Raw genomic sequence first — 26,944 nt, 5'->3', positions numbered from 1 at the left:
GGATCGCCGCGAGGCAGTCATTCGATTTGTTTCGATTCCGCGATGTGCCCGATTGCCCCGTCCCTGCATGCCCGCTCCTCAGAATGCCAATTGATAGGCGCGCATGCTTTGTGCCGTAGGCAGCAGGCGCTTATCTGGCTTGAGCGCAGGCGCGGGCGAAACCGGGCCACCCCGGCGCAGAATTATTCCGGCGGGCCGGCGCGCGGCGCAATCAGCAGGTGCGGGCGATGAAGGCGGCGATGTCGCGGGTGACGACCTGCCGATCGTAATCGGCCAGCGGGCGCTGCCGGTCGAGCGTGCCGAACAGCGCCTGCGCTTCACGGTAGAGGCGGCATGCCCCCCGCCTGTCCCCGACAATTTCGAAGACGCGGCCGACAAGCAGGAGGTTGCCGGCATATTCGCGCTGGACCCCGCGATCCTGCGGCAGCGCCTGCGCACGCTGGCGCTTCGCCCCCAGGCTTTCCTGCGCGGTGCGGACGGCATGATCCTTTCGCCCCAGATAGGCGAGGGTGATCGCTTTTTGTTCAAGGATGGAGTTCAGGATTCTCACCAGTCCGTCGTCGCGCGGGTCGCGGCCGATCTGTTCGCGCGCAATCTGTTCCGCCCGGTCGAGGTCGGCCAGCGCCGCCCGGTCGCGTTCGAGCGAATAGAGGATGAGCGAGCGTTTCAGCAGGGCGATGGCAAGGCTGCGGCGTGCGCCGTCCTTCTTGTCCGCCACCAGCAGATAAGCGTCATAGGCGCGGATGGCGCCGTCCGCGTCGGGCAAGGCGGCGGCATAGTCGCCCTTGCCGGCGTCGGCGAGGCGGCCGAGCACCTCCGCCGCCGTTGCCTGCACATGGGCAAGTCTTTTCAGATTGTCCGGGGTCCGGCCGTATGTGGCGATGTGCCGGTCGACATCGCTGCGGATCTGGCGCAGCCGCCCGGCCGCCTCTTCGCCCCGGTCGATCCAGCTCAGCGGCGCGGCGGCGTCGATGCGCGCATCGATCGCCTTGCCGGCATAACGTTCGCGGTCGCCGGTGCTGGCGAGCGACTGGAACAGGGTCGCCGCTTCCTCACCGCTGGCGTGCGCTTCCGCGCTGCGGTCTCCGGCGATGAAATCGAACAGCGCCTGCGAATGGAGCGCTTCGGCCAGCCCGGTGACGATCGCCGGATCGCCGGGGTGATCGGCGAGCAGTGCCCGCATCTGCGCGACCGCGATCGAAAGCGCTTCGCCCGCTTCCTCCCGCCGCCCGAGATTGGCGCCGGACGGGGTGCCGAGAACGTCGGCGAGCCGCTTGTAGGCCACCGCCGCTTCCAGCCGGAGCGCGGTCGGCGCGCCGCGAGTCCGCGACAGCACATCGAGATAGTGGCGCGCCCGGTCGGCGATGTCGTTCATCGCCTTTGTCGTTCCGGGGACATGTTCCAGCGCGTCATACAGGTCGAACAGCATGAAATTGGACAGTTCGCGCACCTGGGTGAAGCGCCGTTCCGCCTCGGCGCGCGCCTGTTCGGCGTCCCGGTAGGCGAGGGTCATGCCGGCAAGCCCGCCGACCAGCAGAAAGGCGGCAAGCCCGGCGAGCGCCACGGGCAAACGGTGGCGGCGGACATATTTGCCCAACCGGTATGCGGGCTTGTCCGAATAGGCGGCGACCGGATGGCCGGCGCGAAAGGCGCTGATGTCCGCCGCGAGCAAAGCAGCGCTGGCGTGGCGCCGTTCCGGTGCGTCGTCGGATGCCTTGTGGGCGATCGCCTCAAGCTCCGGCTGTCGGATGTCGTCGATCATGCGAAGCAGGATGCGGCCAAGGGCGTAGACGTCGACCAGGGTGGTGACCGCCCCTTCGGTGGCCCGTTCCGGCGCGGCGAAGCCCGGCGTCAGGCTGAGCTTGCTGAGCGCGGAGCCGGCCTGTGGCGCATCGCGGTCGACCGGTGGGCGGGCGATACCGAAATCGATCAGCTTGGCGTCGCCGCGGGCGTTGACCAGCACATTGCCCGGCGTCAGGTCGCGGTGGATGATCAGGTTCTGGTGGGCGAATTCGACGGCATCGCAGATTTGCAACATCAGCGCGAGGCGCCGGTCGAGGTCCGGCCGCGCCTGTTCCAGCCAGTGTGCCAGCGAGACGCCGTCGACATGTTCCATGACGATGTAGGGCGATCCGTCATCCGCCTCGCCGCCGTCATAGAGCTGGGCGATATGCGGGTGGCGCAGTTTCGCCATGATCTGTCGTTCGCGGCGGAAACGCTGAATCATGTCATGCGAGAGGATGCCCGGCTTGATCAGCTTGATCGCGACGACATGGTCGAAGTCGGCATCGACACGTTCGCCCAGATAGACCGCGCCCATGCCGCCCCGGCCAAGCAGGCGGATGACGCAATAATCGCCGATCCGGGTCGGCGCGGGCCGGTTGTCCGCCACATCGCCGGGCAGGGCGGCGGCACCGGTCCTGATCCCGGTCATCCCCTGCGACGCCGCGAGCAACTGGCCGGCACGGTCGCGCACGGCAGATGACGCATCGGCGCGGGCGATATAGGCGGCCGGGTCGTCCGGCTGGCCGTCAAGCGCGTCTTCCAGCAATTCCAGTGCCGCCAGTTCCTCGGCCGGGGCGAGCCGCCGGGTCACGGGTCGACCAGCCGATCCAGCAGCCAGGCGCGGGTCGATGCCCAGCGCCGCTTGACCGTTGTCTCCGACAGGCCGAGCACAGTCGCGATGTCGGGCAGCGACATGCCGCCGAAATATCGCATTTCCACGATGCGCGCCCGTTCCGGATCGAATGCGGCAAGGTCCTGCATAGCCTGATTAAGCGCAATCAGTTCGATTTCCGGTTCAGTGCCGGGAATGTTGGTGCACAGGGTGACCGCATCGTGCTGGCGTTTGCCGCTGTTCTTGCGGCGGGCATGGTCGAGCAGGATTTGCCGCATCATCGTGGAAGCGAAGGCGAGAATGTGCTGGCGGCTTTCCCATTCCACCCGTTCCAGCCGGGCAAAGCGGACGACCGCTTCGTTCACCAGGTCTCCGGCGCAGAGCGAATGATGCCCCTCGCGCGCCAGGCGTTGTTCGGCGATGCGGTGCAGGCTCGTCTCGATTTCGCGGAAGAGGCGCTCGCCAGCCAGCCTGTCTCCATCGCGCCAAAGATTGGCGAAGCGAGCAAGCTCTGTCACTATTGCGCCCCATCGACCCGCGGCTCCGCCGCCGTGCTTTCGCCCCTCTTAACGGCAATGCGGCGCAAACCCTAGCGTCACTTTCGACATCTTTCGGATGGCGGCGGCGGTTACCGGCGCGACCGCCAGGGCAGATGCCAGCCCCTGAACAGGCCGCGCCGGCTGAGCGGTTCGAACATCGCGTCGGGGCCTTCGGGGTCGAGAATCTCGTTGTCGGCAAGCCACGCCTCGGTGCTGCTCAGTTCCGGCAGCACGTAGGGAACGAGGCTGCGCCCGCCGCCGCGCAGTGCCTCGACCGTTGCGATCAGCGATCCGGTTTCAGCCAGGGTTGTGTCGACCTTGTCCGGCGCAACGCCCAGATGTTCCGCCAGCAGATCGTTGCGGATCGCGGTCACCGTCGCGCGCGCTGTGGCGTCGCCCCCGGCCAGGTCGAGGATCACGTCGCATTCTGTGTCAAGGCGCAGCGAGCGGTTGTTGAAGTTGGACGAACCGACGCGAAAGCCGCGGTCGTCGATAATCATCACCTTGGCGTGGACGTAGATCGGTTCGCCGCCGGCGGTGACCGGGTGGTAGATGCGGAAACGGCCGTGACGGTCGACGCGCCGCAACGCCTCGACCAGCCGGGCGCGGGCGGAGTCCATAGCGATCGGTTCCAGCCAGCCTTCGGCGGTTTCGGGGTTGATGACGACGATTTCCGGTCCGTCTTCCTCCTGCAGCCGGGTGGCGATCGCGCGGGCGATCTTGCGCGATGCGAAATACTGGCTTTCCGCATAGATATAGCGGCGCGCCCGGCCGATCAGGTCGAGGTACATCTGTTCGATCTCATGCACGCCGCTGCTGTCGCCCATCTCCGGGCAGGTGCGGGCGATGGCGAGCGTCACATCGCGAAAGCCGGGTTCCACCCCGTCCGGCCAGCAGTCGTGCGGCACGTCGGCGGGGTGGAGCCGCTCGCCGGTCGCCGCCAGCCAGCGTTCGCGGGCGAGGTCGCCGACGGCGCGGGCGGCGGCGCCGTCGAAGGCGCTGGTCGCATCGTGCCACGGGGTATAGCCGCTGCCGTCCGGGTTGCGGCGATGCGGGTCGTTATCCTTGTGGGCGCGGTGGTCCCAGCGGCCGGTCGTCATGTCGATGCCGCCGCAAAAGGCGATGCAGTCGTCGATCACGACGATCTTCTGGTGGTGGGAGCCGGCGATCGGGTGGGCGCCGTCCAGCTTCAGCGTCACGCGCGGGTGCATTTTCCAGCGCATGATCGTCGCCAGTGTCCGCGCCTTGAACATCGCCTTGAACGCGCCGGTATCCCAGCGGAGCAGGCGTATTTCCAGTTCCGGCGAGCGATCGGCCAGCCAGACGATCAGGTCGCCCAGCTTCGCCGGCCCTTCCGTCGCCTGTTCGTCCAGGGTGATGCCGGCGTCGAAATCCCAGCCGACGAGGAAGATGCTCTTGCGCGCCGTCAGCATCGCCTTGCGCGCCGCGACGAAATAGTCCGCCGCGTCGACGATGAAGGCAAAACGGTCCGCCTGCGCCACGCGCCAGCAATTGCGGCCCGGCGCGGGCAGCGGCGTTTTGTCCCCCTGTGTCATCGGCACCCCCTTATCGCCCTTCGCCGCGACCCTTGGCGATCATGCGCCGGGAAGAGGAGCGGCGCCAGACACGATATCATCGGCGGGGGTGTCAGGGCAGGGCATAGGCGACGACCTCGTCCCCGATCGGCGTTTCCATGAAATGATGACCGCCGGCGTAGATGACGACATATTGCCTGCCGTTCGCTTCGTAGACCGTCGGTGTCGCCTGTCCGCCCGCCGGCAGCACATCCGACCAGACCGTCCGGCCGGTGCGAAGGTCGATCGCGCGGATCAGGTTGTCGGTCGCCGCGGCGATAAATATCAGCCCGCTCGCGGTAACGACGGCGCCGCCGTTGTTGGGGGTGCCGATTGTGACCGGCAGCAGCGACGGAATGCCGAACGGCCCATTGGTTCGCGCGGTGCCGAACGGGCGGTCCCAGATCGTCCGGCCGGAAGCGATGTCGATGGCGCGGATGCCGCCATAGGGGGGCTGCTTGCACAGCATGCCGGTGAACGGCAGTCGCCAGCCGGCATTCACGTCGATCGCGTAAGGGGTATGCGCCTGCGGGTCGCCCGCGCCTTCCGCGCCGCCAATTTTGCCGCGGGCCTGGTCGCGCGGTGTCCAGCCCTTGCGGTCGGCTTCCGCCCGGGGAACGAGACGGACCGAATTGGGCATGTCGTTGTAATTGGCGACGATGACCCCACGCACCGGGTCCACGGCAATGCCGCCCCAGTCGGTGCCGCCGTTGTAGCCGGGATATTCGATCGAGCGGCGATCGGCCGTCGGCGGGGTGTAGAAGCCGTCATAGCGCGCCCGGCGGAACTGGATGCGGCAGATCATCTGGTCGATCGGCGACATGCCCCACATCGCCTTCTCCGTCAGGTCGGGCTGGCGCAGCGTCTGCCAGAGCGAGACGATCTGCGTCGCGGCGCGTTCGGCCGGCTCGACGCCGCCGCGCGGCGCGCGGATCGTGCCGGCCGGGGTCAGCAGTCGTCCGGTGCGGCGGTCGAGGACGTAGATGTCCCCCTGCTTCGACGGAAGGACGAGGGCCGGGATGCCGCGATAGTCGATCAGCGTCGCCTGGGCGCCGAAATCATAATCCCAGACATCCTTGCGCACCGCCTGGAAGCGCCAGCGCGGTTTGCCGGTGGTCACGTCGAGCGCGACCAGCGAGGTGGCGAACGCATCCTCCTGCGGGCGGCGCAGCGACGAATAATAGTCGGCCGCCGCATTGCCCATCGGCAGGTAGACGAGGCCGAGCGCTTCGTCGCCGGAGGCGATGGTCCACATGTTCGGCGTGCCGCGCGCCCAGGTCTGGCCCGGCGGCGGATAGCCGGACCAGTCCGGGTTCATCATGTCCCACGCCCAGCGCAACTTGCCGGTGACCGCGTCGAACCCCCGGATCACCCCGGACGGCGCCCAGCGGTCCTGTCCGTCCAGAACCTGATGCCCGGTAACGACGACGCCGCGTACGATGGTCGGCGGGGAATTGATCGAGACATAACCGGGCGGGGTGTCGCCCATGCCGATCGTGGTATCGACCTGGCCGTTGGCGCCGAAATCCTGGCAGGGACGGCCGCTGGCCGCGTCCAGCGCGAACAGGCGCGCGTCGAGGGTGCCGAAGATGATCCGCCGGGCGCACTGCTGGTCCGGCGCCGCCCCCGGCACCGCGTAATAGCTGACGCCCCGGCACGCCGCCGTATAGGGGATGGCGTCGTCGGACACCTTCGGATCAAAGCGCCACCGCTGCCGGCCGGTTGCCGGGTCGAGCGCGATGACGATGTTCTTGGGCGTGCAGACATACAGGCTGTCGCCGATCTTGAGCGGGGTATTTTCCGCGCCGTAGGTGCCGCGCACCCGCGCCGATGACGGCAGGTCGCCGGTGTGGATCAGCCAGGCGCGGCGCAGCGAGCCGACATTGGCGGGCGTGATCTGGGTCAGCGGCGAATAGCGCCGGGCGCTGTAGCTGCCGCCATAGGCCGGCCAGTCGGCCCCGGCCTGCATCGGGGCCGGATCGGCCATGGCGATGCCGGGTGCGGGCAGGGCCATGAACGGCGTCGGGCGGTTGAGCCAGCCGATCGTCGCGCCGCTGATCGCGAAGAGCGCGACGATGAGCAGGCCGCCCGCCGACGCCAGTTTCCACCGGTTGGACCGCGCGGAAAGACTGGCCATCGCGAACAGCACCGCGACCAGCAGCACCAGCGGCGCGATCACGCGGGGGACGAGCGCCCAGCCGTTGGCGCCGACTTCCCACAGTGCCCATATGACGGTGAACAGAAATACCGCTGCATAGAGCCAGCCGCCGATCATCCGACCGCGCATCAGCAGCAGTCCCGACACCAGCATCGCCATGCCGGCGAGCAGATAATAGGCGGAGCCGCCGAGCGCGGCGAGCCGCCCGCCGCCGACCAGCAGCACGATCGCAATCAGCGATTCCACCAGGCCGACGACCAGCGCCGGCGCCGGGGCGGGAAAGGCCCGCCGCATGGTTTTGATCATTGTCGCCTCGCCTGGTTCGAAAGGGCAGAGGGCGGCGCGCTGGCGGCCGGTTGAACGGCACGGCGGCTGTCGGCAGGCGAAGCATCTACCCTTGGCACCGCGGCTCTCCCCGCATTCGGGGCGGCGACGCCGTCCGATCGCCGTCGCCGCACCCCGATTTCACTGCCGCCAGAACGCTTTGGCTGCACCGGGGTTCCGTTGGGCGGGTGAGGTTAGTGCATGAAGAATTCGACCGGCACGACGAGTTCGATCACCTGGCCGGTGACGTCCTGCGGCGGTTTCGGCAGCGGCTCGGCGCGCCTGGGCAGCCTGACGGCTTCTTCGTCGAGCGCGCGGACGCCGGACGATTTTTCGAGCGCGACCGACAGGACCCTGCCGCTGCGGTCGATCGCGAAGCGGATATAGGGCACGCCCTGCTGGCGGCGGAATGCGGCCTCGCGCGGGTATCGCTTCGCTTTGTTCAACGCCGCCAGCACCGCGCCCTCCCAGGTCGGTTTGGCATCGCTGGCGCGGGTGGCCGGCGGTGCCGGCTTCGCGTCCGGCGCCGTCGCCCTGTCCTCCGGCGGCGCCGGGGTGGCCGCCGGCTCAGGCGGGGGCGCCGTCATCGGGTTGAGCGTCGGCAGCCGGATCGGCGGCGGGTCGATGGCCGGCCGGTTGACGACGGGCGGCGGCTCCCGGTTTTTCACCTGCTCCGGGCCTGGCGGCCGCTCGCTTGGCGGCTCCGGCGGGGCGGCGAGGGCGTTGATGTCAATCACCGTCAGCGTTGGCGTCTGGACGGCTGTGTAGCGTACCCCGGCGTGGATCAGAAAAGCGCCGATGATCAGCAGATGGGCGAGCAGAGCCAGCAGCGAGCCGGAGAGACGGTGGTGCCAGCCGCCGGCGGAATAGACGCTGTCGCGCCGGTCGGCCGGGCGGTCAGCGGCTGGGCTGTGAGACCTGAACATCGCCGGTTCGCCCTCGTGCCGCACGGCGTTGCGATACCGGTCGCGTGGCCGGAGGCGGTTCATCCCCGCCACCGGATACCCCGATAGGTCAGCAAAAGCACCACCAGCATGGCGGCGGGCGTGACGAGGGCAAGCCACAACACCGCGCCGAATGCCGCGCCGAACCCCGCCACCAGCGGGATGAGGGCGAGGGTGAGCAACGCCCAGCCGCCAACCCGCGCCAGCCGGCTGACGGGCCGGCTGAGGGGGCGGCCGGCGAGATCGCGCTGGTGCCGCTGCATCGCGAGCGCGAAGGCAAGGAAGCCGGCGAACAGCAGCAGCAGGGCGGCGATGAGCGCGGTCACGCCGGTGCCTTCCGCGCCAGCCGGAACGCGATGAGGGCGAAGGCCCCGCCGGACAGCATGGCGACGATTTCGACGCCGAAACCCGCCCAGTTTCCCGTCGCCGCATAGCGGCCGAACCATGCGCCGGTGGTCGCCGCGTTCAGCAGCGGCAGCGCGATGCACAGCAGCGCGATGGCCGCGCATTGTTCGGCCCATGCGGCGCGCCCCGGCCGCAGCAGTGCGTGGACGAACGCCATGGCCCAGACCAGGAAGAAGGACTGAACCTCTATTTCGGCACGGCCGGGCGTGGCGGCGGGGATGACGCGGCTGGCCCACAGGAACGCGATCGACGCCAGGGTTACGCCGGTGACGGTGGCGACATTGATCGCCTCTATCGCCCGGTAGACATGGCCGGTGGCGCTGCCGAATTCCCGCCGGCCGCTCGCGCGGCGCTTGCGGGTGAACAGGATGAGGCCGGTCGCGATCATCACGCAGCCGATCAGGCCGAGCAGGAACCACAACCAGTCGATCAGCGCCCCGCCGAAGCGCGCTTCGTGGAGCGTGTCCATCACCGCCAGCGTCGTCTCCGCGGCACTGCCGTCGCCCTTGTGGAGTTGATGCAGGCGCGCGGGCGTGCCGACCGCCTTGAATTCCACCGCGACCGGCTGCGGCAGGGTTTGCGGCCCGGTGCCGTCCATGCCGATCCACAGGCGCGGCCTGCCGTCCGGGCCGCGCTCGCGGTAGATCCATTCGAGCGGGACGCCGGTGCGGGCATGGGCGTCGGCGGTAAGTACCGGCACCGCCGCGAGCGGGATGGCGACCGGGTCGGGCAGGGCGTCGGTCCGCGGATCGGCGTTGCGCGCCTTGAAATAAGCGCTTTCCTGCGCGAACTCCGCCTGCAATCCGCCCGCCATGCCGTAATTGAGCGCGATCGGTGCCGGCATCCAGGCGTAGTGGAAGATCGCCAGGCCGGTGACCGCGATCATCAGCTGGAACGGCAGCGACAGCACCGATGCGACATTATGCCCGTCCAGCCAGCTTCGCTGCCCCTTGCCCAGACGCAGGGTGAACAGGTCCTTGAACAGCCGCTTGTGGATGATGATCCCGCTGACCAGCGCGACGAGCATCGCGACAGTGACCAGACCGACCAGCAGGATGCCGGGGGTGCCGGCGTAGAGGGAGTGATGCACACCGTTGAAGAAATAGCCGCCGTGGGTTTCGCGCTCCTGCGCCGCGCTTTTCGGCTTGCCTGTTATCCGGTCGAGCCGGGCTTCGTGGAAGGTGCCGTCCTTGTCCCACCAGGCCAGCCAGTCGTCGGGGACATAGATGTTCCAGCGTTCCGCGTCCGGCGCCTCGCGCGCGATATGGGCAAGGCTGGCCGCCACGAAGCGCTCGCTCTGCGCGATCGACGGGGCCGGGCGCCAGTCCGTCCGCATCCAGTCGGTGATCGGGCGGGCGAAGCAGGTCAGCGTGCCGGTGACGAAAATCACCATCAGCAGCCAGCCGAAGACCAGTCCGGCCCAGCTGTGCAGCCACCTCATCGCCTGCCGCAGGCCGCCGGTCACGCGGCCAGCCCCTTCGCCAGCCAGATGGACGCGGCGATCAGCGCGCCGCCGCCGACCATGCCGATGGCCGCGGTCCGGACGGAGCGAACCGCGAACACCCAGATGACCGCCGCCGTCCAGACGACGAACCCGGCGAGGCTGGACCAGATCACTGCATCGGCCCGGCTGCCGGGAAGGGCCAGCGACAGCCCGCCGATTACCGCTGAGGTAAAGCCGTAGCCGCCGAAGACGGCGAGGATGACGCGCCACGTCCGGTCCAGGCGCGGTCTTGCCGGCATCAGAACCGGTACCGTGCCGTCAGCCTGAAATCACGCGGGGTCCCGTAGACGGTGTTGCCGCCCCACACGACCGGCTGGGCGTTGATCGAGCTGAAGTAGCGCTTGTCGAACAGATTGTAGACGTTCAGTTGCAGGTTCAGCCGCGCATTCGCCTGATAGCCGACCAGCGCGTCGACGACGGCATAGGCCCGCTGCCCGGTGTGGTAGACATAGCCGGCCCAGTCGTCCTCGTGATAGATGCGCCCCTGCCAGCGCAGGCTGGCGCCGACCCGCCACGCGTCGCCGGGCATCCGGTAGGTCGTCGACAGCTTGAACTGCTGTTTCGGCAGATGGGTATTCTGCTTCTGGCCGACCGTTGCCGGGTCCGGGTCCTTGCTGACCTTGGTCGTCACATGGGTATAGCCGGCGGCGATCTGCCAGCGCTCGGTCAACGCGCCCTGCGCTTCCAGTTCGAACCCTTCGCTGCGGACCTGCCCGGCCGGGCGATAGCAGGTCATCTGCGGGTTGAACGGACATGGCCCGTCGGGGATGCCGCGATTATCCTCGTTGATCCGGAAGAGCGCCGCGCTCAGGTTGAGGGCGCCGTCGAAATACTCCCCCTTTACACCGAATTCGAAATTCTTGCCGACGATCGGGGTGATGTATTTGTTGGCGGTCGTCTTCAGGTCCTGTGGCTTGAAGATGTCGCTGTAACTTGCGTAGAGCGAGTGGTTCCGGTCGACGTCGAAGACGATGCCGACATATTTCGTCAGATGGGCATTATATTCGAACGCGCTGCCCCACCGGTCCTCGTCGGTGGTGCCGACGGGTATCCACAGGGCGTCGTCCCTGAAGTCATACCAGTCCATCCGCGCGCCGATGATGACGTGCAGCGGATCGGCAAGGTTGAGGTTGGCGGTTCCGTAGAGGCCGTGCTGGGTTTCCTTGTTGGACGCCCAGAAATCCGGCGCCAGCTGCGCCGCCTCGGCGCCGGGGCATTGTTGTGCCAGTCGAAGATGTCGACGTTGGTCGCCCAGTAGCGCGGCGGCCAGTAGCCCGCCGTCACCTGGCTTTCCCTGGCGACGCGCAGGCTGGCGCCCAGCACGAGATCGTGGCGGCGTCTGAACAGCGTTACCGGCCCGCCGATATGAACGTCATAGGCCGCGCGGTCATTGTCATACTTGCCCCGGCCGCCGGACACGTCCCATTCGTCGTTGTCGTTGAGGGAGACGCCGGAACGCAACTGGTCCTGGCTACCCCAGATCTGGAGCATCGAGGCATCCAGCGTCCAGTCGCCGCCCAGTTTCTGTTGCAGGCTCGCATAGAGTTCGGTCGATGCATCGTCCCAATAGTTCCACGGGCTGAAGAAGGTGGTCGCGCGCGGAAACTTCAGGTCGGCGCCGAACTTTCCGGTCGGCAGGCCGCCATAGCCGGTGGCGTTGTCGTTGTCCTGATAGGACAGGCTGACCGTCAGCAGCGTCGTATCGGTCACGTCGACTTCGCCGATCAGATAGGCCAGCTTGCGCCGCGCCCCGCCGGCGTCGAGGAAGGTGTCGCTGTCCGAATAGCGGCCGACGCCGCGCAGGCGGACGGAGCCTGATTGGTTGAGCGCGCCACCGACGTCGACCTGGGCGGCATAGCTGTCCCAGCGGCCGACTTCGCCTTGAATCTCGGCGAACAGCTCTTTGGTCGGGCGCTTGCGGATGAAGTTCAGGCCGGCGGAGGGGGTGCCGGTGCCCTGCACCAGACCGGCGGCGCCGCGCACGACCTCGACCCTGTCGTACATCGCCAGATCGGACAGGAAAGTGCCGCGCCGTGACGAACTGGTGGTGATCGCCAGGCCGTCGAACAGATAGTTCTCGATCAGAAAGCCGCGCGCGTGAAAGGATTCGCGGTACGGGGCGGTCGCGGTCATCGCGATGCCGGGGGTATTGATGAAGATGTCGCGCGCTTCGCTGATGCCCTGATCGTCCATCCGCTGGCGGGTGAACACGGTCACCGTCTGCGGTGTCTCGCGGATCGACAGGGGGAGCCTGGTCGCGGTCGCCACGCGGCCGGTGGTATAGGACCGGCTACCCTCCGTCGCCGCAACGTCGCTGGTCAACACCGCGCCGCCGCCGCTGCCCTCGACCCGCACCGGGCCGAGCCGGATGGCGTCGCCCGCCGCTTGCGGCGCGCGTTCGAGCGTTGCCGTGGCGGGGCCGGTGAAGCGATAGGCAAGGCCGGTTCCGGCCAGCAGGCGGCTGAGCGCCTCCGCCGGGCTGTATGTGCCGGTCACCGCAGCGGCGACGACATCGTCGCCGATCTCGCTTGGATAGCCCACCTGCACGCCGGACTGCTGCATGTACTGGCGCAGTGCGCCGGGCAGCGGCTGAGCCGGAATGGCATAGCTGCGCGTTGCGTCCCGGGCCGTGGTTGCCGTCTGCGCCTGCGCCGGCGTCATCGCCGGAAGCGCCAGCGCGGCGCCCGACAGGACCAAGGACAGACGAAACGCCGCGTTGTCCCGGCGGCGGACGAAACCGACCATGCTATTTCCTTCCCATGCTCTGGCACGGGATTGCCGCGCCCCCATTTGCGAATGCGCATCAATAGCGCCCTTCAATGGGTTTGACGTCGGGATGGCGGCCTGTCCTAACACCGGGCTGAAATTTTTCAGGCGCGGGGGCGAAGCATGGTGATGCCGCCGAGCCGATAGACGGCCAGGTCGGCCATGCCCGCCACCGCATCGATCGCCTCGTCAGGCCGGTCGGCCCTGAACACGCCGCTGATCCGCCGGTTGGGGGCGGGGGCGCCGACGACGAATACCGGCGCGGCACGGTAGCGGCCGATCTGCGCGACCGCTTCGGCGACGGTCGCCCTGTCGAGCAGGATTTCGTTCTGCCGCCAGGCGGCGATGGTCGTCGGATCGGCGGCGCCGAGGCGGACGACGGCGCCGCCCTTGTCGTAGCGTGCGCGCTGTGCGGCGCGCAGGGGCAGGCGGGCGCCGGTGGCCGCCGCACGGACCTCCACCGCGCCTTCCGTCACCGCGACGGCGACGCTTGCGCCGTCGCGGCGGACTTCGAAGGCCGTGCCGATATCCTCGGTCACGCCGCCGAGCGCGGTGACCCGGAACGGCCGGTTGTCGCCGTGCGCGACCGTGAACCACGCATCGCCGCGCAGCAGCTCGATCCGCCTTTCCGTGTCGTCATAGGCGACGACGATGGCGGCGCCGGCGTTGAGGCTCGCCCGGCTGCCGTCGGGCAGCATCACGCTTTCCACCGCGGTGCCGGCCCGGTGATCGGCACGGACCAGGACGGCGATGTCCGGGCCGAGGAGCAGCGCGGCGATCGCCGCGGCGGCAAGGCCGGCGGCGGCGGGGCGCGATACGCGGCGGGCCGACGGGAAGCGCGGCCAGCGCGACCGCCGTCGCGCGGGGCCATGCCCGGCCGCCGGGCGCCGACCGGCCGCCCGCCACACCGCCCGCTGTTGTTCGAACGCGCGGTTATGGGTGGGGTCGGCGGCGCGCCATGCGGTGAACAGCGCCAGTTCGTCGGCCGTCATCTCGGCCGATGCCATTCGCGCGATCCAGCGGCGGGCTTCGTCCTCCGCTGTCGCGCGCCGTTCCGGCATGCTCTTCGTCATGATCCGCCTCCGAGAACGGCGCCATATGCGCGTCTCAGAAGTTCGACGAACGGGCAGCCACAGTTCCTAACAGGGTGCGAACAATAAATTTTCACTATGCCTGCCGCACGTCCGCCAGAATCTTGAGCGCGCGGCGGATATGGCGTTCGACAATGGTTGTCGACACGGCGTAGCGCCGCGCGATGTCCCGCTGGGTCACGCCGTCGAAACGGTTGAGGCGGAAAATGCTGCGGGTTGGTTCGGGCAAACTGTCGATCGCTGCCCTGATCCGGTCGAGCATGTCGCGCTGCAGGACGATGCGGTCGGGGCGTGGGCGGTCATCCTCCACCCACAGCAGACGGTCTACCTCCGCCTGGGTCTCCGCGCGTTGCCGGGCGGCGGCGCGCAATTCGTCCGTGGCGGCGTTGATCGCCAGCCGGTGCAGATAGGCCTCCGGGTTGTCGATCGGCGGGTGATCGCGCACCGCCTGCACCTTCAGCCACAATTTCTGCACCACGTCTTCCGCCCGGTCGCGGCCGACAAGCCGCCGCACCCGTTGCAGGAGGGAATTGCGCTCCGCCAGAAGCAGACGCGACAGATTGAGCGCGTTGGTGGGCATGGCCGGTCAATGCCGCGCCATTACCCCAGTTGCAAATGACTCGCAACGGCTGGCGCGGGCGATGCCGGCCGGATGTGAGAGGGAATGGCCCTCACCGCGACCGTCACGTCGCGCTTGGCAGGAGGCCATTGAGAACATATAAAGAACAAATGACGCAGGGTACGATCAGCGATCGGTTGGCCATTCTGGCGGATGCGGCCAAATACGATGCGTCGTGCGCGTCGTCCGGCACGACAAAACGGCATAGCCGGGATGGCAAGGGCATCGGTTCGACGCAGGGCATGGGCATATGCCATGCCTACGCGCCGGACGGCCGCTGCATTTCGCTGCTCAAGATCCTGCTGACCAACCACTGCATTTTCGATTGCCACTATTGCGTCAACCGCAAGAGTTCCAACGTGCGGCGGGCGCGGTTCACGCCGCAGGAGGTGGTGGCGCTGACGCTCAGTTTCTATCGCCGTAACTATATCGAGGGCCTGTTCCTGTCCTCCGGCATCGTCAAATCGTCCAGCCATACCATGGAGCAACTGATAGAGGTCGCGCGGACGCTGCGCGAGGCGCATGGGTTTCGCGGCTACATCCATCTGAAGACGATCCCGGAGGCGGACCCGGCGCTGGTCAGGCAGGCCGGGCTATGGGCGGACCGCGTGTCGATCAATGTTGAATTGCCGACCGCGGCGGGCCTTGCCCGGCTGGCCCCGGACAAGAATGGCCAGCGGATCGAAGGCGCGATCGCCGATATCGGCGATGCGATCACCGAGGCGAAGGATGCGCGCAAGCGTTTTCGCCACGCGCCGCGCTTCGCGCCGGCCGGCCAGTCGACCCAGATGATTGTCGGCGCCGACAGCGCGAACGACCGCGAGATCATCGGCCGGGCCAACGCCCTGTATGACCGGTTCCGGCTCCGCCGCGTTTATTATTCGGCATTCAGCCCGATCCCGGACGCCAGTGCGGTATTGCCGCTCCGGCGGCCGCCACTGATGCGCGAACACCGGCTCTACCAGTCGGACTGGCTGGTGCGCTTCTACGGCTTTTCCACCGGCGAGGTGCAGCAGGCGGCGGATGAACAGGGGATGCTACCGCTCGACATCGACCCCAAGCTGGCCTGGGCGCTGAAGTACCGCGATGGCTTTCCTGTCGACATCAATCGTGCGCCGCGCGAGTTGCTGCTCCGGGTGCCGGGGCTGGGGACCCGCGCCGTCACCGCGATCCTCCACGCGCGACGTCATCATCGGCTGCGGCTTGACGACCTGGCCCGCCTGACCCGCGCGGTCGCCAGACTGCGGCCCTTCATCATCGCCGCGGACTGGCGGCCGACGGCGCTAACCGACCGCATCGATCTGCGCGCCCGGATCGCGCCGCCGCGCCAGATGGAATTGTTCGGGTGAGCGCGGTGGTCGCCCGCCGCGCCGCGCATCACGTCGTTGCCCTGGCCCGGCCGGACGATGTGCACGACTTGCGACGGCACGCGCGCATGCTGGCCGCCGCCCGTGTTCCGCCGGAGGACATCGTCTGGACACCGGCTTCCGGCGCCGAAGGCGATCTTTTCAGCGGCATCGCCGTGGCGGGCGTGTCCATGCCCCCGGCAAACCGGCCGGTTCGCGCCAGCCGTGCCTTTCTCCGTCTCGCCGAGCGCGTGATCCTCCATCGGGACGACCGGCGCTTCGCGCTGCTCTACCGACTGTTGTGGCGGCTTCAGGACGATCCGCGGTTGATGGAACAGGCGGCGGACAGCGATGTCCATCGCCTGACCATTCTGGCCGGGCAGGTGGGCCGCGAGATCCACAAGATGCGGGCGTTCGTGCGCTTTCGCGCGGTCAGGGAAGATGACGGCGCGGAGCGCTATGTCGCCTGGTTCGAGCCGGATCACCATGTCGTGCGGGCGAACGCGGATTTCTTCGTCAACCGCTTTGCCAGTCAGCGCTGGTCGATCCTGACGCCGGATCTGTGCCTGCATTGGGACGGCGCCGCCCTTGCCGAAGCACCGGGCGCGAACCGGGACGATGCACCGCCGGACGATGCCGCTGAAGCGCTCTGGCAGCGCTATTATGCCGCGATTTTCAACCCTGCCCGGTTGAAGGTGGCGACGATGGTGAAGGAAATGCCGCGCCGCTATTGGAAAAATCTGCCGGAAGCACGGTTGATTCCAGGGCTGATCGCCGGTGCCCAGGCGCGCGAGGCGGCGATGGTTGCGCTGGGCGGGAATACCTTCCCGCAAACATCGCCGGAGACGCTGGACGAGATTGCCGCCGGCATTGCCGCCTGCCGACGCTGCCCGATCGGTTGCAATGGCACCCGGGCGGTGCCGGGCGAGGGGCCGGCGCGGGCAAGGCTGCTGATTGTCGGCGAGCAGCCCGGCGATCAGGAAGAACAAGCCGGGCGGCCGTTCGTCGGGCCGGCGGGGCAGTTGCTGAATATGCATCTGGCCCGGGCCGGGATCGACCGTGCGCTGCTCCGCATCACCAACGCCGTCAAGCATTTCAAGTTCGAGCGGCGCGGCAGGCGGCGCCTCCATCAAAACCCGACCGCTGGTGAGATCGACCGCTGCCGCTGGTGGCTCGACGCCGAACGAAGCATCACAAAACCGGATATCGTGCTGGCGCTCGGTGCCGGCGCCGGTCGGGCGATTCTCGGCCGGACGCCAAGTATCGGCAGGGAACGCGGCCTGGCCGGACGCCTGGATGACGGCAGTCTGCTCGTCCCCAGCTTCCTGCTGCGCCTCGATGGCGAGGGCCGCCGCCGGGAGGAGAATTGTTTCCAGCAGGAACTGGTGACCCTGCGCCACATGCTGGACGAGTCAGCGCCCAGCGCCTGTGGGCACCCGCCATTCCGCCGAAGCGGGCGGGCCGGATCATACCAAGGTGGAAAATGGCTCCCCGGGCCTGATTCGAACAGGCGGCCGTCCGATTAACAGTCGGATGCTCTACCGCTGAGCTACCGGGGAACACGGTTGCGAGGCGCGCCTATAGCAGCGGGTTTCGCCGCAAGGCAAGCGGGTCAAACCATGAATTGTTCCATTGCGATCCGTTCGTCGAGCGCGTGCTCCGGATCGAACATCAGGCTGAGCGATGCGGCATGGTCGATACCGATCTCCACCTGGGTCACGTCGCGCACTTCGCGCTGGTCGGCGACGGCGCTGACCGGGCGCTTGACTGGGTCGAGCACGCGAAAGCGGATGCGGGCGCTTTCGGGGATGACAGCGCCGCGCCAGCGCCGGGGGCGGAACGGGCTGATCGGGGTCAGCGCGTGCAGGGCCGACCCCAGCGGCAGGATCGGGCCGTTGGCCGACAGGTTATAGGCGGTGGAACCGGCCGGGGTCGCGACGAGCACGCCGTCGCAGACCAGTTCCTCGATGACGACGCGGCCGTTGACCATGACTTCGAGCTTGGCGGTCTGGCGCGTTTCGCGCAGTAGCGACACTTCGTTGATCGCCGGCAACGAGACATGCTCGCCCTCGATCGTCGACGCTTCCATGCGCAGCGGGGTGACGGCGAAGGTCCGCGCCCGTGCCAGCCGTGCGTCCAGACTGGCCGGGTCATAACTGTTCATCAGGAAGCCGACGGTCCCACGGTTCATGCCGTATACGGGAACGGTGCGGTGGCGTTCCAGCATCGCATGCAGGGTTTGCAGCATGAAACCGTCGCCGCCGAGCGCGACGATCAATTCGGCTTCGCCCGGATCGACCCAGTCATAGCGTGTCCGCAGTTCCGCCTCGGCGATGCGCGCGGATTCGGCCGGCGAGGCGACGAGCGCGCGCTTCACGGCCGCCGGGCGGCCGGACCGGCCGTTAAAAGGGCGGGGCGGGGGCGGCGACTGTCCACCCGGTCGGGTTAAGCGGTCGCGGCGGCGGGAGCAAGGCCATTGGCGGCGGAGCAAAGCGCCGCTAGCATCGCCGGCGTGGAGAGTCCTCTGTGAGCGAGCCGTCGCCCGCGTCCTTGCCGAGTTCCGTAAGCCAGCCGCTGTTCCTGCTGTCGTTCCGGCACCGGGACGAACTGGCGGCGGTGCTGTCGCGTGCCGGCTGGCGGGCGATTGCGGCGCGGCGGGCGACCGGTCTGGAAGCGCGCTTCATCGCCAGCGGCGCGACGATCGCGGTGGTCGATGCGCGCGGCGCGTTCGACGAGGGGCTGGCGGCAGTGCAGGCGCTGGCCGAGCCGACCCAGTCCAATGCCGCTGCCTTGCTCGTGCTGCTCTCGCGGCGCGATGTCTCCCGACTCGACCAGTTATATGCCGCCGGGGCGACCCATTACCTCGCCAGCCCGTTCGGCGACGACGAATTCGGCCAGGCGCTGCGTTTCGCGGTGCGTCATGCTGACCGGCTCGCTTCCGGCTGGCGCGGCGAGGAAAGCGGCGCCGCAGCCAGCATGGCCTGGCGGTTCAGCGACGGGGTGCTCCATCTCGGTGGCGGTCTGGCCGGGGTGTCGGACGGGGCACGGACCGCGGGCGCGCTGTACCGCCGGCTGGACGCCGAAGGGCGCCGCGCGGCGCGGGAGGCGTTCCGGCGGCTGCGCGACGGCAGCGACGCCACCGCCTTTACGCACCGGCTGCCGGGCAGCGGCGAGCCGGTGGCGCATCATCTGCAACGCCTGCCCGGCGGCATCGCCGGAACGATAGAGGCGCTGGCGCCGGCCGTCGCCGGCCGCCGCCGGTTCCGCGATCCGCTGACCGGCCTGGCCGATGCGGGCGAAGCCCGCCGGTGGATCGCGGCGGCGGTCCGGCGTGGCGCCGGCACCTGCCTGTTGCTGGTGTCGGTCAACCGGTTCGAAATGGTCAACGCCGCCTATGGCCGGGCGACGGGCGATGCGCTGTTGAAAGCGGCGGCGCGCCGGGTCGAGCGGCTGGCCGAAGAGGTGGGCGGCCGGCGCACGCTGGTCGCACGGATGGCGGGCGCGTCCTTTCTGGTTGGTGTCGCGCCGGGGCTGGCGGCAGACCGGGCGCGCCTCCTCGCCGAACATATTGTCGACGCGATGGCGCGACCGTTCATGCCGGACGCGGAACCGGTCAGCGTCGGTTGCCGGATCGGCGGGGTAATCGCCGGGGAGGGGGAGGAGGACCCGACCGAGATGCTGCGCCGCGCCAGCGCCGCTCTGGCCGAGGCGCGCGATCAGGATTCGGCGCCGATCCGCTTGCTCAGCGGCAGCGACGCGCTCGCCGCCGGGCGAGAGGAGCGGCTGGCCGTCGACATTCGCACGGCGCTGGTTCAGGACGAGATCGATATCTTGTTTCAACCGCAGGTGGCGGTGGCGACGGGTGCGATCGTCGGGGTCGAGGCGCTGGCACGCTGGCGTCACCCGGTTCACGGCGAGCTGGGCGCGGAAATGCTGTTCGCCGCCGCCGAACGATCCGACCATATCGTGCAGCTTTCCGAGCATATCCAGCGCCGTGCGATCGCGGCGGCGGCGGCGTGGCCGCCGGCGCTCGGCGGGCTACGCCTGTCGGTCAATATCGTCGCCGCCGACATCGGCCGGCCGGGCTTCGCTGAGCATTTTCTGGCGATCGTCGACGCGGCCGGGTTCAGCCGGGCACGGGTAACCGTGGAATTGACCGAGAGCGGGCTGATCGACGACCTGAACGCCGCCGCCGACCTGCTTGCCGCGCTGCGTGCGGGCGGTTGCCGGGTGGCGATCGACGATTTCGGCACCGGCTATTCCAGCCTCGCCTATCTGAAGGCGTTGCCGCTTGATTATCTGAAGATCGACAAGCGCCTGTCGGACGACATCACCGGGTCCAGCCGCGACCGCGTGGTGGTGCGCGGGGTGATCGAAATGGCGCGCTCGCTAGATCTGGGCGTCGTCGCCGAAGGGGTGGAAAGTGAAGAGCAATTGGCGCTGCTCGCTGAGGATGGTTGTACCTATTATCAGGGCTATCTGTGCGCGATGCCGCTGGCGACGGCGGAGCTGGCGGCGCTTGTCGCCGACTGGAGCGAGACCCGGCCGGGCTGAAATCAGCCCCCGGCTTCGGCGCGCAATCTTTCCTCATGCTGCCGGGTTACCGCCAGCGTATCGATCTTTTCCAGAGTCGCGCCGACCGCGCGCGCCAGCGTGGCGAGCAGGTCGATCGTGTCAGGGTCTATCGGCTGCGCTTTCGCCCAATAGGCGCCGATCGCCCAGCCGGGGGTGGAGACGCCGACCGGGAACATCGCCATGCTGCGCACGAAGGTGTCGCGATAGTAATTGTAAACCAGCCGCGGGTCCTTGCTGATGTCGGGAATGATGATCGGTGCGCGGTCCAGCATCGCCAGCCCGGAAATGCACGCCTTGATCGGAAAGCTCTGGCCGGTCCACAGCGGGGCGACGGCGTCTTCCGCAACGTAACGGACATGCGCGCCTTCGCGCCGGACGACGGTGATGCCGTCCGACGCCGCGACACGCCGCGCCGAATCCCGCAGGATCGCGACGGTGTCATCGATGGTGAAGGCGCCGGCCAGCCGTCTGATCAGGTCGGTCGTCGCGCTCCACCGGGCCAGAACGGTCGGCTCGGACATCGCACTCATCTATCTTGCCATGCTGAAGATTATGTTGCGCTGGCGATCCGAGTCAAATCGACGGCCCGTTTGCCTTTCACCCGACGATCTTCGCCAGCCCGCGCGATAGCTGGAGGATGCCGTTCAGCCGTGCCGCCGGGTCGCCCCAGGCGCGGGTGATGACCAGCCGGTTGTCGGGCCTGAGCTTCGCCGTGCCTTTCAGCCGGTCGACATAGGCGAGCAGGCCGGGGATATCCGGGAAGCTGTCCTGATGGAAGCTGACCAGCGCGCCGCGCGGGCCGGCGTCGATCTTGACGACATTGGCGCGCCGGGCGTTCATCTTGATCTCGATGACGGTCAGCAGGTTGGCGGTCGCCGGCGGCAGCTTGCCGAAACGGTCGATCATCTCGGCGGCGAACGCCTCGATGCCCTGCTTGTCCTCGATTTCGTTCAGGCGGCGGTAGAGCCCCATGCGCAGGTCGAGGTCCGGCACGTAATCGTCGGGGATCATGATCGGCGCGTCGACGGTGATCTGGGGCGAGAAGCTATCTTTTTCCATCGCCTTGCCGATGCCGCCGGCCTTGGCGCTGAGGATCGCTTCCTCCAGCATCGACTGGTACAGTTCGAAGCCGACTTCCCGGATATGGCCCGACTGCTCGTCGCCCAGCAGATTGCCGGCGCCGCGAATGTCGAGGTCGTGGCTGGCAAGCTGGAAACCGGCGCCGAGGCTGTCGAGGTCCGACAGCACCTTCAGCCGCTTTTCCGCCGTTTCGGTCAGCACCCGTTCGTGGGTGGTCAGATAGGCATAGGCGCGGGTCTTCGACCGGCCGACGCGGCCGCGTAGCTGGTAGAGCTGGGCAAGGCCGAAGCGGTCGGCGCGGTGGACGATCAGCGTGTTGGCGCTGGGGATGTCGAGGCCGCTTTCGACGATGGTGGTGGAAAGCAGCACGTCGTAGCGCTTGTCGTAGAAGGCGGCCATCCGCTCCTCGACCATGCCGGGCGCCATCTGGCCGTGGGCGACGATGTAGCGGACCTCCGGTACCTCTTCGCGCAGGAAGCGTTCGATGTCGGGCAGGTCGGCGATGCGCGGGGTGACGAAAAAGCTCTGGCCGCCGCGGTAATGTTCGCGCAGCAGCGCCTCGCGCAGCACCACCGGGTCCCACGGCATCACATAGGTCCGCACCGCCAGCCGATCGACCGGCGGGGTCTGGATGACTGACAGTTCGCGCAGGCCGCTCATCGCCATCTGCAACGTGCGCGGGATCGGCGTTGCGGTCAGGGTCAACTGATGCACGTCGGTTTTCAGCGCCTTCAGCCGTTCCTTGTGGACGACGCCGAACCGCTGTTCCTCGTCGACGATGACCAGGCCGAGCCGCTTGAACGCGACCCCCTTGGCGATGACCGCGTGGGTGCCGATGACGATGTCGAGCGTGCCGTCGGCCAGCCCCTCTTTTACCGCCTTCGCCTCCTTGGCCGGAACCAGCCGGGACAGGCGGCCGACGCGGATCGGGAAGCCCTGGAAGCGTTCGACGAAGTTCATGTGGTGCTGGCGGGCGAGCAGGGTGGTCGGGCAGACCAGCGCCACCTGCATCCCCGCCATCGCCGCGACGAAGGCGGCGCGCAGCGCGACTTCGGTCTTGCCGAAGCCGACGTCGCCGCACACCAGCCGGTCCATCGGCTTGCCGGCAGCGAGGTCGGCGATGACATCGCCGATCGCCCGTTCCTGATCGTCGGTCTCCTGATAGGGGAAGCGGTCGACAAAGGCGGGGTAGCCGCCCGAATCCGGCTCGGCGACGTCGGCGGGGCGCAGCGCGCGTTCGGCGGCGGTCTTGATGAGCTCGTTCGCGATTTCGCGAATCCGCTCCTTCATCTGCGCCTTGCGCCGCTGCCAGGCTTCGCCGCCCAGCCGGTCGAGCGCGATGCCGTCGCCTTCCGCGCCGTAGCGCGACAGCACGTCGATATTTTCGACCGGAACGTAGAGCTTGTCGCCGCCGGCATAGGTCAGCCACACGCAGTCGTGCGGGCTGGTGCCGACCGGGATCGACGCCAGCCCCTCATACCGGCCGATGCCGTGGTCGACATGGACGACCAGATCGCCGGGCGTCAGCGTCGCCAGTTCGGACAGAAAGGCGTCGGCGCTTTTCTTGCGCTTCTGCCGCCGGACCAGCCGGTCGCCGAGCATGTCCTGTTCGGTCAGCACGGCGACGTCGGGCGCGGCAAAGCCGTGATCGAGCGGCAGGACGACCAGCGCGACGCCGTGCTGGGCGGCACCCAGCGCGTCCTGCCATGTGTCTACCGGGGTCAGGCCGGTCATGCCGTGGTCGGCGAGCAGGGCGGACAGCCGCTCGCGCGAGCCGGCGGAATAGCTGGCGAGGACCAGCTTCCGGCCGCCGCGCGCCAGCGTGCGGGCGTGGGCGGCGACCGCTTCGTAGACATTGGCGTTCTGCGCCCGCTCCGGCGAGAAATCGCGCGGGCCGTCGACCGCGAAGTCGAGGACGCCGGTGCTTTCCGGTTCGCGGAACGGCGAGACGAGATGCATCGGCCGCGCCGCGACCAGCGCCGCCCAGTCGTCGGCGCTGAGGTAGAGCGTCGCCGGGTCGAGCGGGCGGTAGCTGCCGGGGTCCGATGACTGGGCGCGGACGCGGTTGGCGTGATAGTCGGCGATCGCCTCGAAACGGGCGGTGGCCGCCGCCGGGGCGCCGTGATCGCAGACGATGACGGTGTCGTCGGCGAGATGGTCGAACAACGTTGCCAGCCGCTCCTCGATCAGCGGCAACCAATGCTCCATGCCGGCCAGCCGCCGGCCGTCCGAAATCGCCTGATAGAGCGGGTCGCCGGTGGCGGTGGCGCCGAACGTCTCGCGGTAGCGGCCGCGGAACCGCTTGATCCCGTCCTCGTCGAGCAGCGCTTCCGACGCGGGCAGCAGGGTGAAGCCGTCGACCCGCCCGGTGGTGCGCTGGTCGGCGGGGTCGAAGCGGCGGACGGACTCGATCTCGTCGCCGAAGAAATCGAGGCGCAGCGCCTGTTCTTCACCCGATGGGAACAGATCGACCAGCCCGCCGCGCACCGCATATTCGCCGGGGTCGGCGACGGTCTCGACCCGGATATAGCCGTTGGCCTGGAGCAGCGCCGCCAGCCGGTCGCGCTCGATCCGTTCGCCGGGGGCGAGGCGGGCGACGAGCTGGCGGATGCGGAACGGGGTCAGAGTGCGCTGGGTGGCGGCGTTGATCGTGGTGACGACCAGTTCCGGCCCGGCCGGTTTCGCCTGCAGCGCGTGGAGCGTCGCCAGCCGTTCGGCGGTGGCGCGCAGCGACGGCGAGGCGCGGTCGTAGGGCAGGCAGTCCCACGCCGGGAAGGTCAGGATGCGCAGTTCCGGCGCGAAGAAGGCGGCGGTATCGGCCAGCGCCCGCATCGCCTGCTCGTCCGGCGCGATGAACAGGGTGCGGCGGCCGCGCGCGGCGCGGGCGATGTCGGCGGACAGCCACGGCAGGAAGCCGGCCGGCGCGCCGGACAGGACAAGCGGATCGGCCGCGTTCAGGATGGTCTGGAGCGCAGTCATTCGGCGATCGGGATATAATCCAGCACCCGCATCGCCTGCATCATCGGTCCGTCGATGTCGGGCGGGACCGGGATGGTGCCGATCGCCCAGCCGAGGATATCGACATCCTGCTCGTCCATCAGCGCCTCGTACCAGGCGATCTCGTCCGCGCTCCAGCCGGCGGCGTTGCGGTCGAAGAATCCGCCGACCAGCAGGTCGGCCTCCTTGGTGCCGCGGTGCCAGGCGCGGAAGCGGAGGCGTTTGAGGCGGGCGTCGCGATCCATGACTGTCCAATGCGAAGCGGCCGGCGGGCTATCGGGCCTGCCGGCTGATGGGCTAGAGGGGGTCAGATAGCCATGCGACCCGCCATACTCAATCCGCTGTTCGCCGAAGTGACGGCACTGAAAGGCATCGGGCCGCAACTGGCCCGGCCGCTGGAGCGGCTGGGGCTGGCGCGGGCGGTGGACATCGCCTTTCACCTGCCGAGCGGGTTCATCGACCGGACGCCGGTGGCCAGCCTGGACGAGGCGGTTGTCGGCCAGGTTATCACGGTCATATTGACCCCGCTCGATTACCGGCAGGGCGGTGGGCGCGGGCCGTTTCGGGTTCATGCATCTGATTCTAAAGGAAATATTGTCAGTCTCGTCTATTTCGGGGGGAATCCGGGCTGGGCGAAGAAGCTTCTGCCGCTGGGCGAGGCGCGCGTCGTGTCCGGCAAGCTGGAAAGCTATGGCGAGGAACGCCAGATCGTCCACCCGGATCATGTGCTGCCGCCGGAGGAGGCCGCCGACCTGCCGGAGCGCGAGCCGGTCTATCCGCTGTCCGAAGGGCTGACCGGAAAGCGGCTGGCGGCGCTGGCGGCGCAGGCGCTGGCGCGGGCGCCGGAGCTGCCGGAATGGATCGAGTCGAGCGTGCTCGCCCGGCAGGACTGGCCGGCGTGGAAGGCGGCGCTGGTCACCGCCCATGCCGACCCGGCCGACAAGGCGGCGCGGCGGCGGCTGGCCTATGACGAAATTTTTGCCAACCAGCTGGCGCTGATGCTGGTGCGCGCGTCCGAGCGCAAGCGGCGGGGCGAGCCGCTGGCCGGGGACGGGCGGCTGCGCGACCGGCTGCGCCTGCCCTATGCGCCGACCGGGGCGCAGGCCCGCGCGATCGCCGAGATCACCGGCGACATGGCGCAGGCGACGCCGATGCTGCGGCTGCTGCAGGGCGATGTCGGGTCGGGCAAGACGCTGGTCGCGCTGATGGCGCTGCTGGCGGCGGTCGAGGCCGGGGCGCAGGGCGCGCTGCTTGCCCCGACCGAGATCCTCGCCCGCCAGCATGCCGCCAGCCTGACCGCGCTGCTCGCCGGCATGCCGGTCAATGTCGCGATCCTGACCGGGCGCGAGAAAGGCAAGGCGCGCGAATCGACGCTGATCGGGCTGGCGGACGGATCGATCGACATACTGGTCGGCACCCACGCGATCTTCCAGCAGGCGGTTGCCTACAAACGGCTGGGGCTGGCGGTGGTCGACGAGCAGCATCGATTCGGCGTCGCCCAGCGGCTACTGCTGGCGCAGAAGGCGGAACGGCCGCCGCACCTGCTGGTGATGACCGCGACGCCGATCCCGCGCACGCTGACCCTGACCCAGTATGGCGAGATGGATGTCAGCCGGCTGGACGAGATGCCACCGGGACGCCAGCCGATCGAGACACGGGTGATGTCGGACGAGCGGCTGGACGAGGTCGTCGACGCGCTTGCCCGCCATCTGTCCGGCGGCGGGCAGGCCTATTGGGTGTGCCCGCTGGTCGAGGAAAGCGAAACCAGCGATCAGGCGGCGGCGGAGGCGCGGGCGGCGGCGCTGCGCCTGCGCTTCGGCGAGGACCGGGTCGGGCTGGTCCACGGCCGGATGAAGGGGCCGGACAAGGACGCGGCGATGGCCGCCTTCGCCGCCGGCAAGACCGCGCTGCTCGTCGCGACGACGGTGATCGAGGTCGGCGTCGACGTGCCGAACGCGACGCTGATCATCGTCGAGGGGGCGGAGCGTTTCGGGCTGGCCCAGCTCCACCAGCTGCGCGGGCGGGTCGGGCGCGGCAGCGGCCGGTCTGTCTGCCTGTTGCTGCGCGGGCGGCAGTTGAGCGAGACCGGCCGCGCCCGGCTGGCGCTGATGCGCGAGACCAACGACGGTTTCCGCATCGCCGAGGAGGATCTGCGGTTGCGCGGGGCGGGCGAACTGCTCGGCACCCGCCAGTCGGGCGAGCACGTGTTTCGCCTTGCCGATGATGCAGCATTGCAGGAACTGCTGCCGATCGCCAGCGACGACGCGCGGCTGCTGGTCGACCGCGACGGCGGGCTGGACGGCCCGCGTGGGCAGGCGGCGCGGCTGGCGCTGTACCTGTTCGAGCGCGACGCGGGGGTGAACCTGCTGCGATCCGGCTAGGGCGGGGCGAGGGGGCCTGCTGCG

General features: G+C 68.7%; 19 protein-coding genes, 1 tRNA gene and 1 pseudogene. 4 read left to right on the top strand and 17 right to left on the bottom strand.

Features of this window, described 5'->3' with window-relative positions; translation table 11 throughout:
- Positions 1-211: 211 nt before the first annotated feature.
- From ACMT1E_RS08240 to ACMT1E_RS08185, 12 genes and pseudogenes are all read right to left on the bottom strand, one after another.
- Positions 212-2,596: a protein kinase domain-containing protein gene (locus ACMT1E_RS08240; protein ID WP_414899590.1), complete on the bottom strand. Its 2,385-nt coding sequence runs from the start codon at positions 2,594-2,596 to the stop codon at positions 212-214.
- Positions 2,593-3,135, bottom strand: a complete 543-nt coding sequence (locus tag ACMT1E_RS08235) for an ECF-type sigma factor (protein WP_414899588.1) — start codon at positions 3,133-3,135, stop codon at positions 2,593-2,595. Before ACMT1E_RS08235 ends, ACMT1E_RS08240 begins: the two co-directional genes overlap by 4 nt.
- A 110-nt stretch (positions 3,136-3,245) precedes the next feature.
- A complete protein-coding gene (locus ACMT1E_RS08230) occupies positions 3,246-4,712 on the bottom strand; it encodes a phospholipase D-like domain-containing protein (RefSeq protein WP_414899587.1) in 1,467 nt (488 codons plus the stop codon).
- A 91-nt stretch (positions 4,713-4,803) separates the two neighbouring features.
- Positions 4,804-7,194, bottom strand: a complete 2,391-nt coding sequence (locus tag ACMT1E_RS08225) for a membrane-bound PQQ-dependent dehydrogenase, glucose/quinate/shikimate family (RefSeq protein ID WP_414899585.1) — start codon at positions 7,192-7,194, stop codon at positions 4,804-4,806.
- A 212-nt stretch (positions 7,195-7,406) separates the two neighbouring features.
- Positions 7,407-8,138: an energy transducer TonB gene (locus ACMT1E_RS08220; protein WP_414899584.1), complete on the bottom strand. Its 732-nt coding sequence runs from the start codon at positions 8,136-8,138 to the stop codon at positions 7,407-7,409.
- A gap of 59 nt (positions 8,139-8,197) precedes the next feature.
- A complete protein-coding gene (locus tag ACMT1E_RS08215) occupies positions 8,198-8,482 on the bottom strand; it encodes a DUF3325 domain-containing protein (protein WP_414899583.1) in 285 nt (94 codons plus the stop codon).
- Positions 8,479-10,026, bottom strand: a complete 1,548-nt coding sequence (locus ACMT1E_RS08210) for a PepSY-associated TM helix domain-containing protein (protein ID WP_414899582.1) — start codon at positions 10,024-10,026, stop codon at positions 8,479-8,481. Before ACMT1E_RS08210 ends, ACMT1E_RS08215 begins: the two co-directional genes overlap by 4 nt.
- On the bottom strand, positions 10,023-10,304 hold the full coding sequence (locus tag ACMT1E_RS08205) for a hypothetical protein (RefSeq protein WP_414899581.1): 282 nt from the start codon (positions 10,302-10,304) through the stop codon (positions 10,023-10,025). The genes ACMT1E_RS08210 and ACMT1E_RS08205 overlap by 4 nt, the downstream gene beginning before the upstream one ends.
- Complete coding sequence (locus ACMT1E_RS08200) at positions 10,304-11,257, bottom strand: TonB-dependent siderophore receptor (protein ID WP_414903342.1); 954 nt, start codon at positions 11,255-11,257, stop codon at positions 10,304-10,306. The genes ACMT1E_RS08205 and ACMT1E_RS08200 overlap by 1 nt, the downstream gene beginning before the upstream one ends.
- Before the next feature lie 806 nt (positions 11,258-12,063).
- Positions 12,064-12,627 (bottom strand): annotated as a pseudogene (locus ACMT1E_RS08195) (TonB-dependent receptor plug domain-containing protein); the annotation flags it as partial.
- A 308-nt stretch (positions 12,628-12,935) separates the two neighbouring features.
- Positions 12,936-13,904 carry a FecR family protein gene (locus ACMT1E_RS08190; protein WP_414899579.1) on the bottom strand — a complete coding sequence of 323 codons (969 nt, stop codon included), beginning with the start codon at positions 13,902-13,904 and terminating at the stop codon, positions 12,936-12,938.
- 94 nt (positions 13,905-13,998) lie between these two features.
- Positions 13,999-14,502 carry an RNA polymerase sigma factor gene (locus ACMT1E_RS08185; RefSeq protein WP_414899578.1) on the bottom strand — a complete coding sequence of 168 codons (504 nt, stop codon included), beginning with the start codon at positions 14,500-14,502 and terminating at the stop codon, positions 13,999-14,001.
- A 149-nt stretch (positions 14,503-14,651) separates the two neighbouring features.
- On the opposite strand from ACMT1E_RS08185, the gene ACMT1E_RS08180 reads away from it, so the two are divergent.
- Positions 14,652-15,890, top strand: coding sequence for a putative DNA modification/repair radical SAM protein (locus ACMT1E_RS08180; RefSeq protein WP_414899576.1), 1,239 nt, complete (start codon positions 14,652-14,654; stop codon positions 15,888-15,890).
- Between the two features lie 86 nt (positions 15,891-15,976).
- Positions 15,977-17,413, top strand: coding sequence for a UdgX family uracil-DNA binding protein (locus tag ACMT1E_RS08175; RefSeq protein WP_414903340.1), 1,437 nt, complete (start codon positions 15,977-15,979; stop codon positions 17,411-17,413).
- On the opposite strand, the gene ACMT1E_RS08170 is transcribed toward ACMT1E_RS08175, so the two are convergent.
- A tRNA-Asn gene (locus tag ACMT1E_RS08170) sits at positions 17,372-17,446 on the bottom strand. The genes ACMT1E_RS08175 and ACMT1E_RS08170 overlap by 42 nt on opposite strands.
- A gap of 53 nt (positions 17,447-17,499) precedes the next feature.
- Positions 17,500-18,264 (bottom strand): NAD kinase, encoded by a 765-nt coding sequence (locus ACMT1E_RS08165; RefSeq protein ID WP_414899575.1) that lies wholly within the window; start codon positions 18,262-18,264, stop codon positions 17,500-17,502.
- Between the two features lie 149 nt (positions 18,265-18,413).
- Here ACMT1E_RS08165 and ACMT1E_RS08160 point away from each other — a divergent pair, with 149 nt between their 5' ends.
- Complete coding sequence (locus ACMT1E_RS08160; protein WP_414899573.1) at positions 18,414-20,441, top strand: putative bifunctional diguanylate cyclase/phosphodiesterase; 2,028 nt, start codon at positions 18,414-18,416, stop codon at positions 20,439-20,441.
- Between the two features lie 2 nt (positions 20,442-20,443).
- On the opposite strand, the gene ACMT1E_RS08155 is transcribed toward ACMT1E_RS08160, so the two are convergent.
- The 3 genes from ACMT1E_RS08155 to ACMT1E_RS08145 form a co-directional block, all read right to left on the bottom strand.
- A complete protein-coding gene (locus tag ACMT1E_RS08155) occupies positions 20,444-20,992 on the bottom strand; it encodes a GAF domain-containing protein (RefSeq protein ID WP_414899571.1) in 549 nt (182 codons plus the stop codon).
- 67 nt (positions 20,993-21,059) lie between these two features.
- Positions 21,060-24,521 carry a transcription-repair coupling factor gene (mfd, locus tag ACMT1E_RS08150; protein ID WP_414899569.1) on the bottom strand — a complete coding sequence of 1,154 codons (3,462 nt, stop codon included), beginning with the start codon at positions 24,519-24,521 and terminating at the stop codon, positions 21,060-21,062.
- Complete coding sequence (locus ACMT1E_RS08145; protein ID WP_414899567.1) at positions 24,518-24,784, bottom strand: succinate dehydrogenase assembly factor 2; 267 nt, start codon at positions 24,782-24,784, stop codon at positions 24,518-24,520. The genes mfd and ACMT1E_RS08145 overlap by 4 nt, the downstream gene beginning before the upstream one ends.
- A 72-nt stretch (positions 24,785-24,856) precedes the next feature.
- Between ACMT1E_RS08145 and recG the strand changes: the two genes are divergently transcribed.
- Positions 24,857-26,920, top strand: a complete 2,064-nt coding sequence (gene recG, locus ACMT1E_RS08140) for an ATP-dependent DNA helicase RecG (protein WP_414899565.1) — start codon at positions 24,857-24,859, stop codon at positions 26,918-26,920.
- The last annotated feature ends 24 nt before the right edge of the window (positions 26,921-26,944 follow it).

Source organism: Sphingomonas flavalba (genome assembly GCF_047553045.1).
GTDB lineage: Bacteria > Pseudomonadota > Alphaproteobacteria > Sphingomonadales > Sphingomonadaceae > Sphingomonas_L > Sphingomonas_L flavalba_A.
The sequence above is the reverse complement of the archived record's forward strand: the minus strand, read 5'-3'. Positions and strand labels throughout refer to the sequence as shown.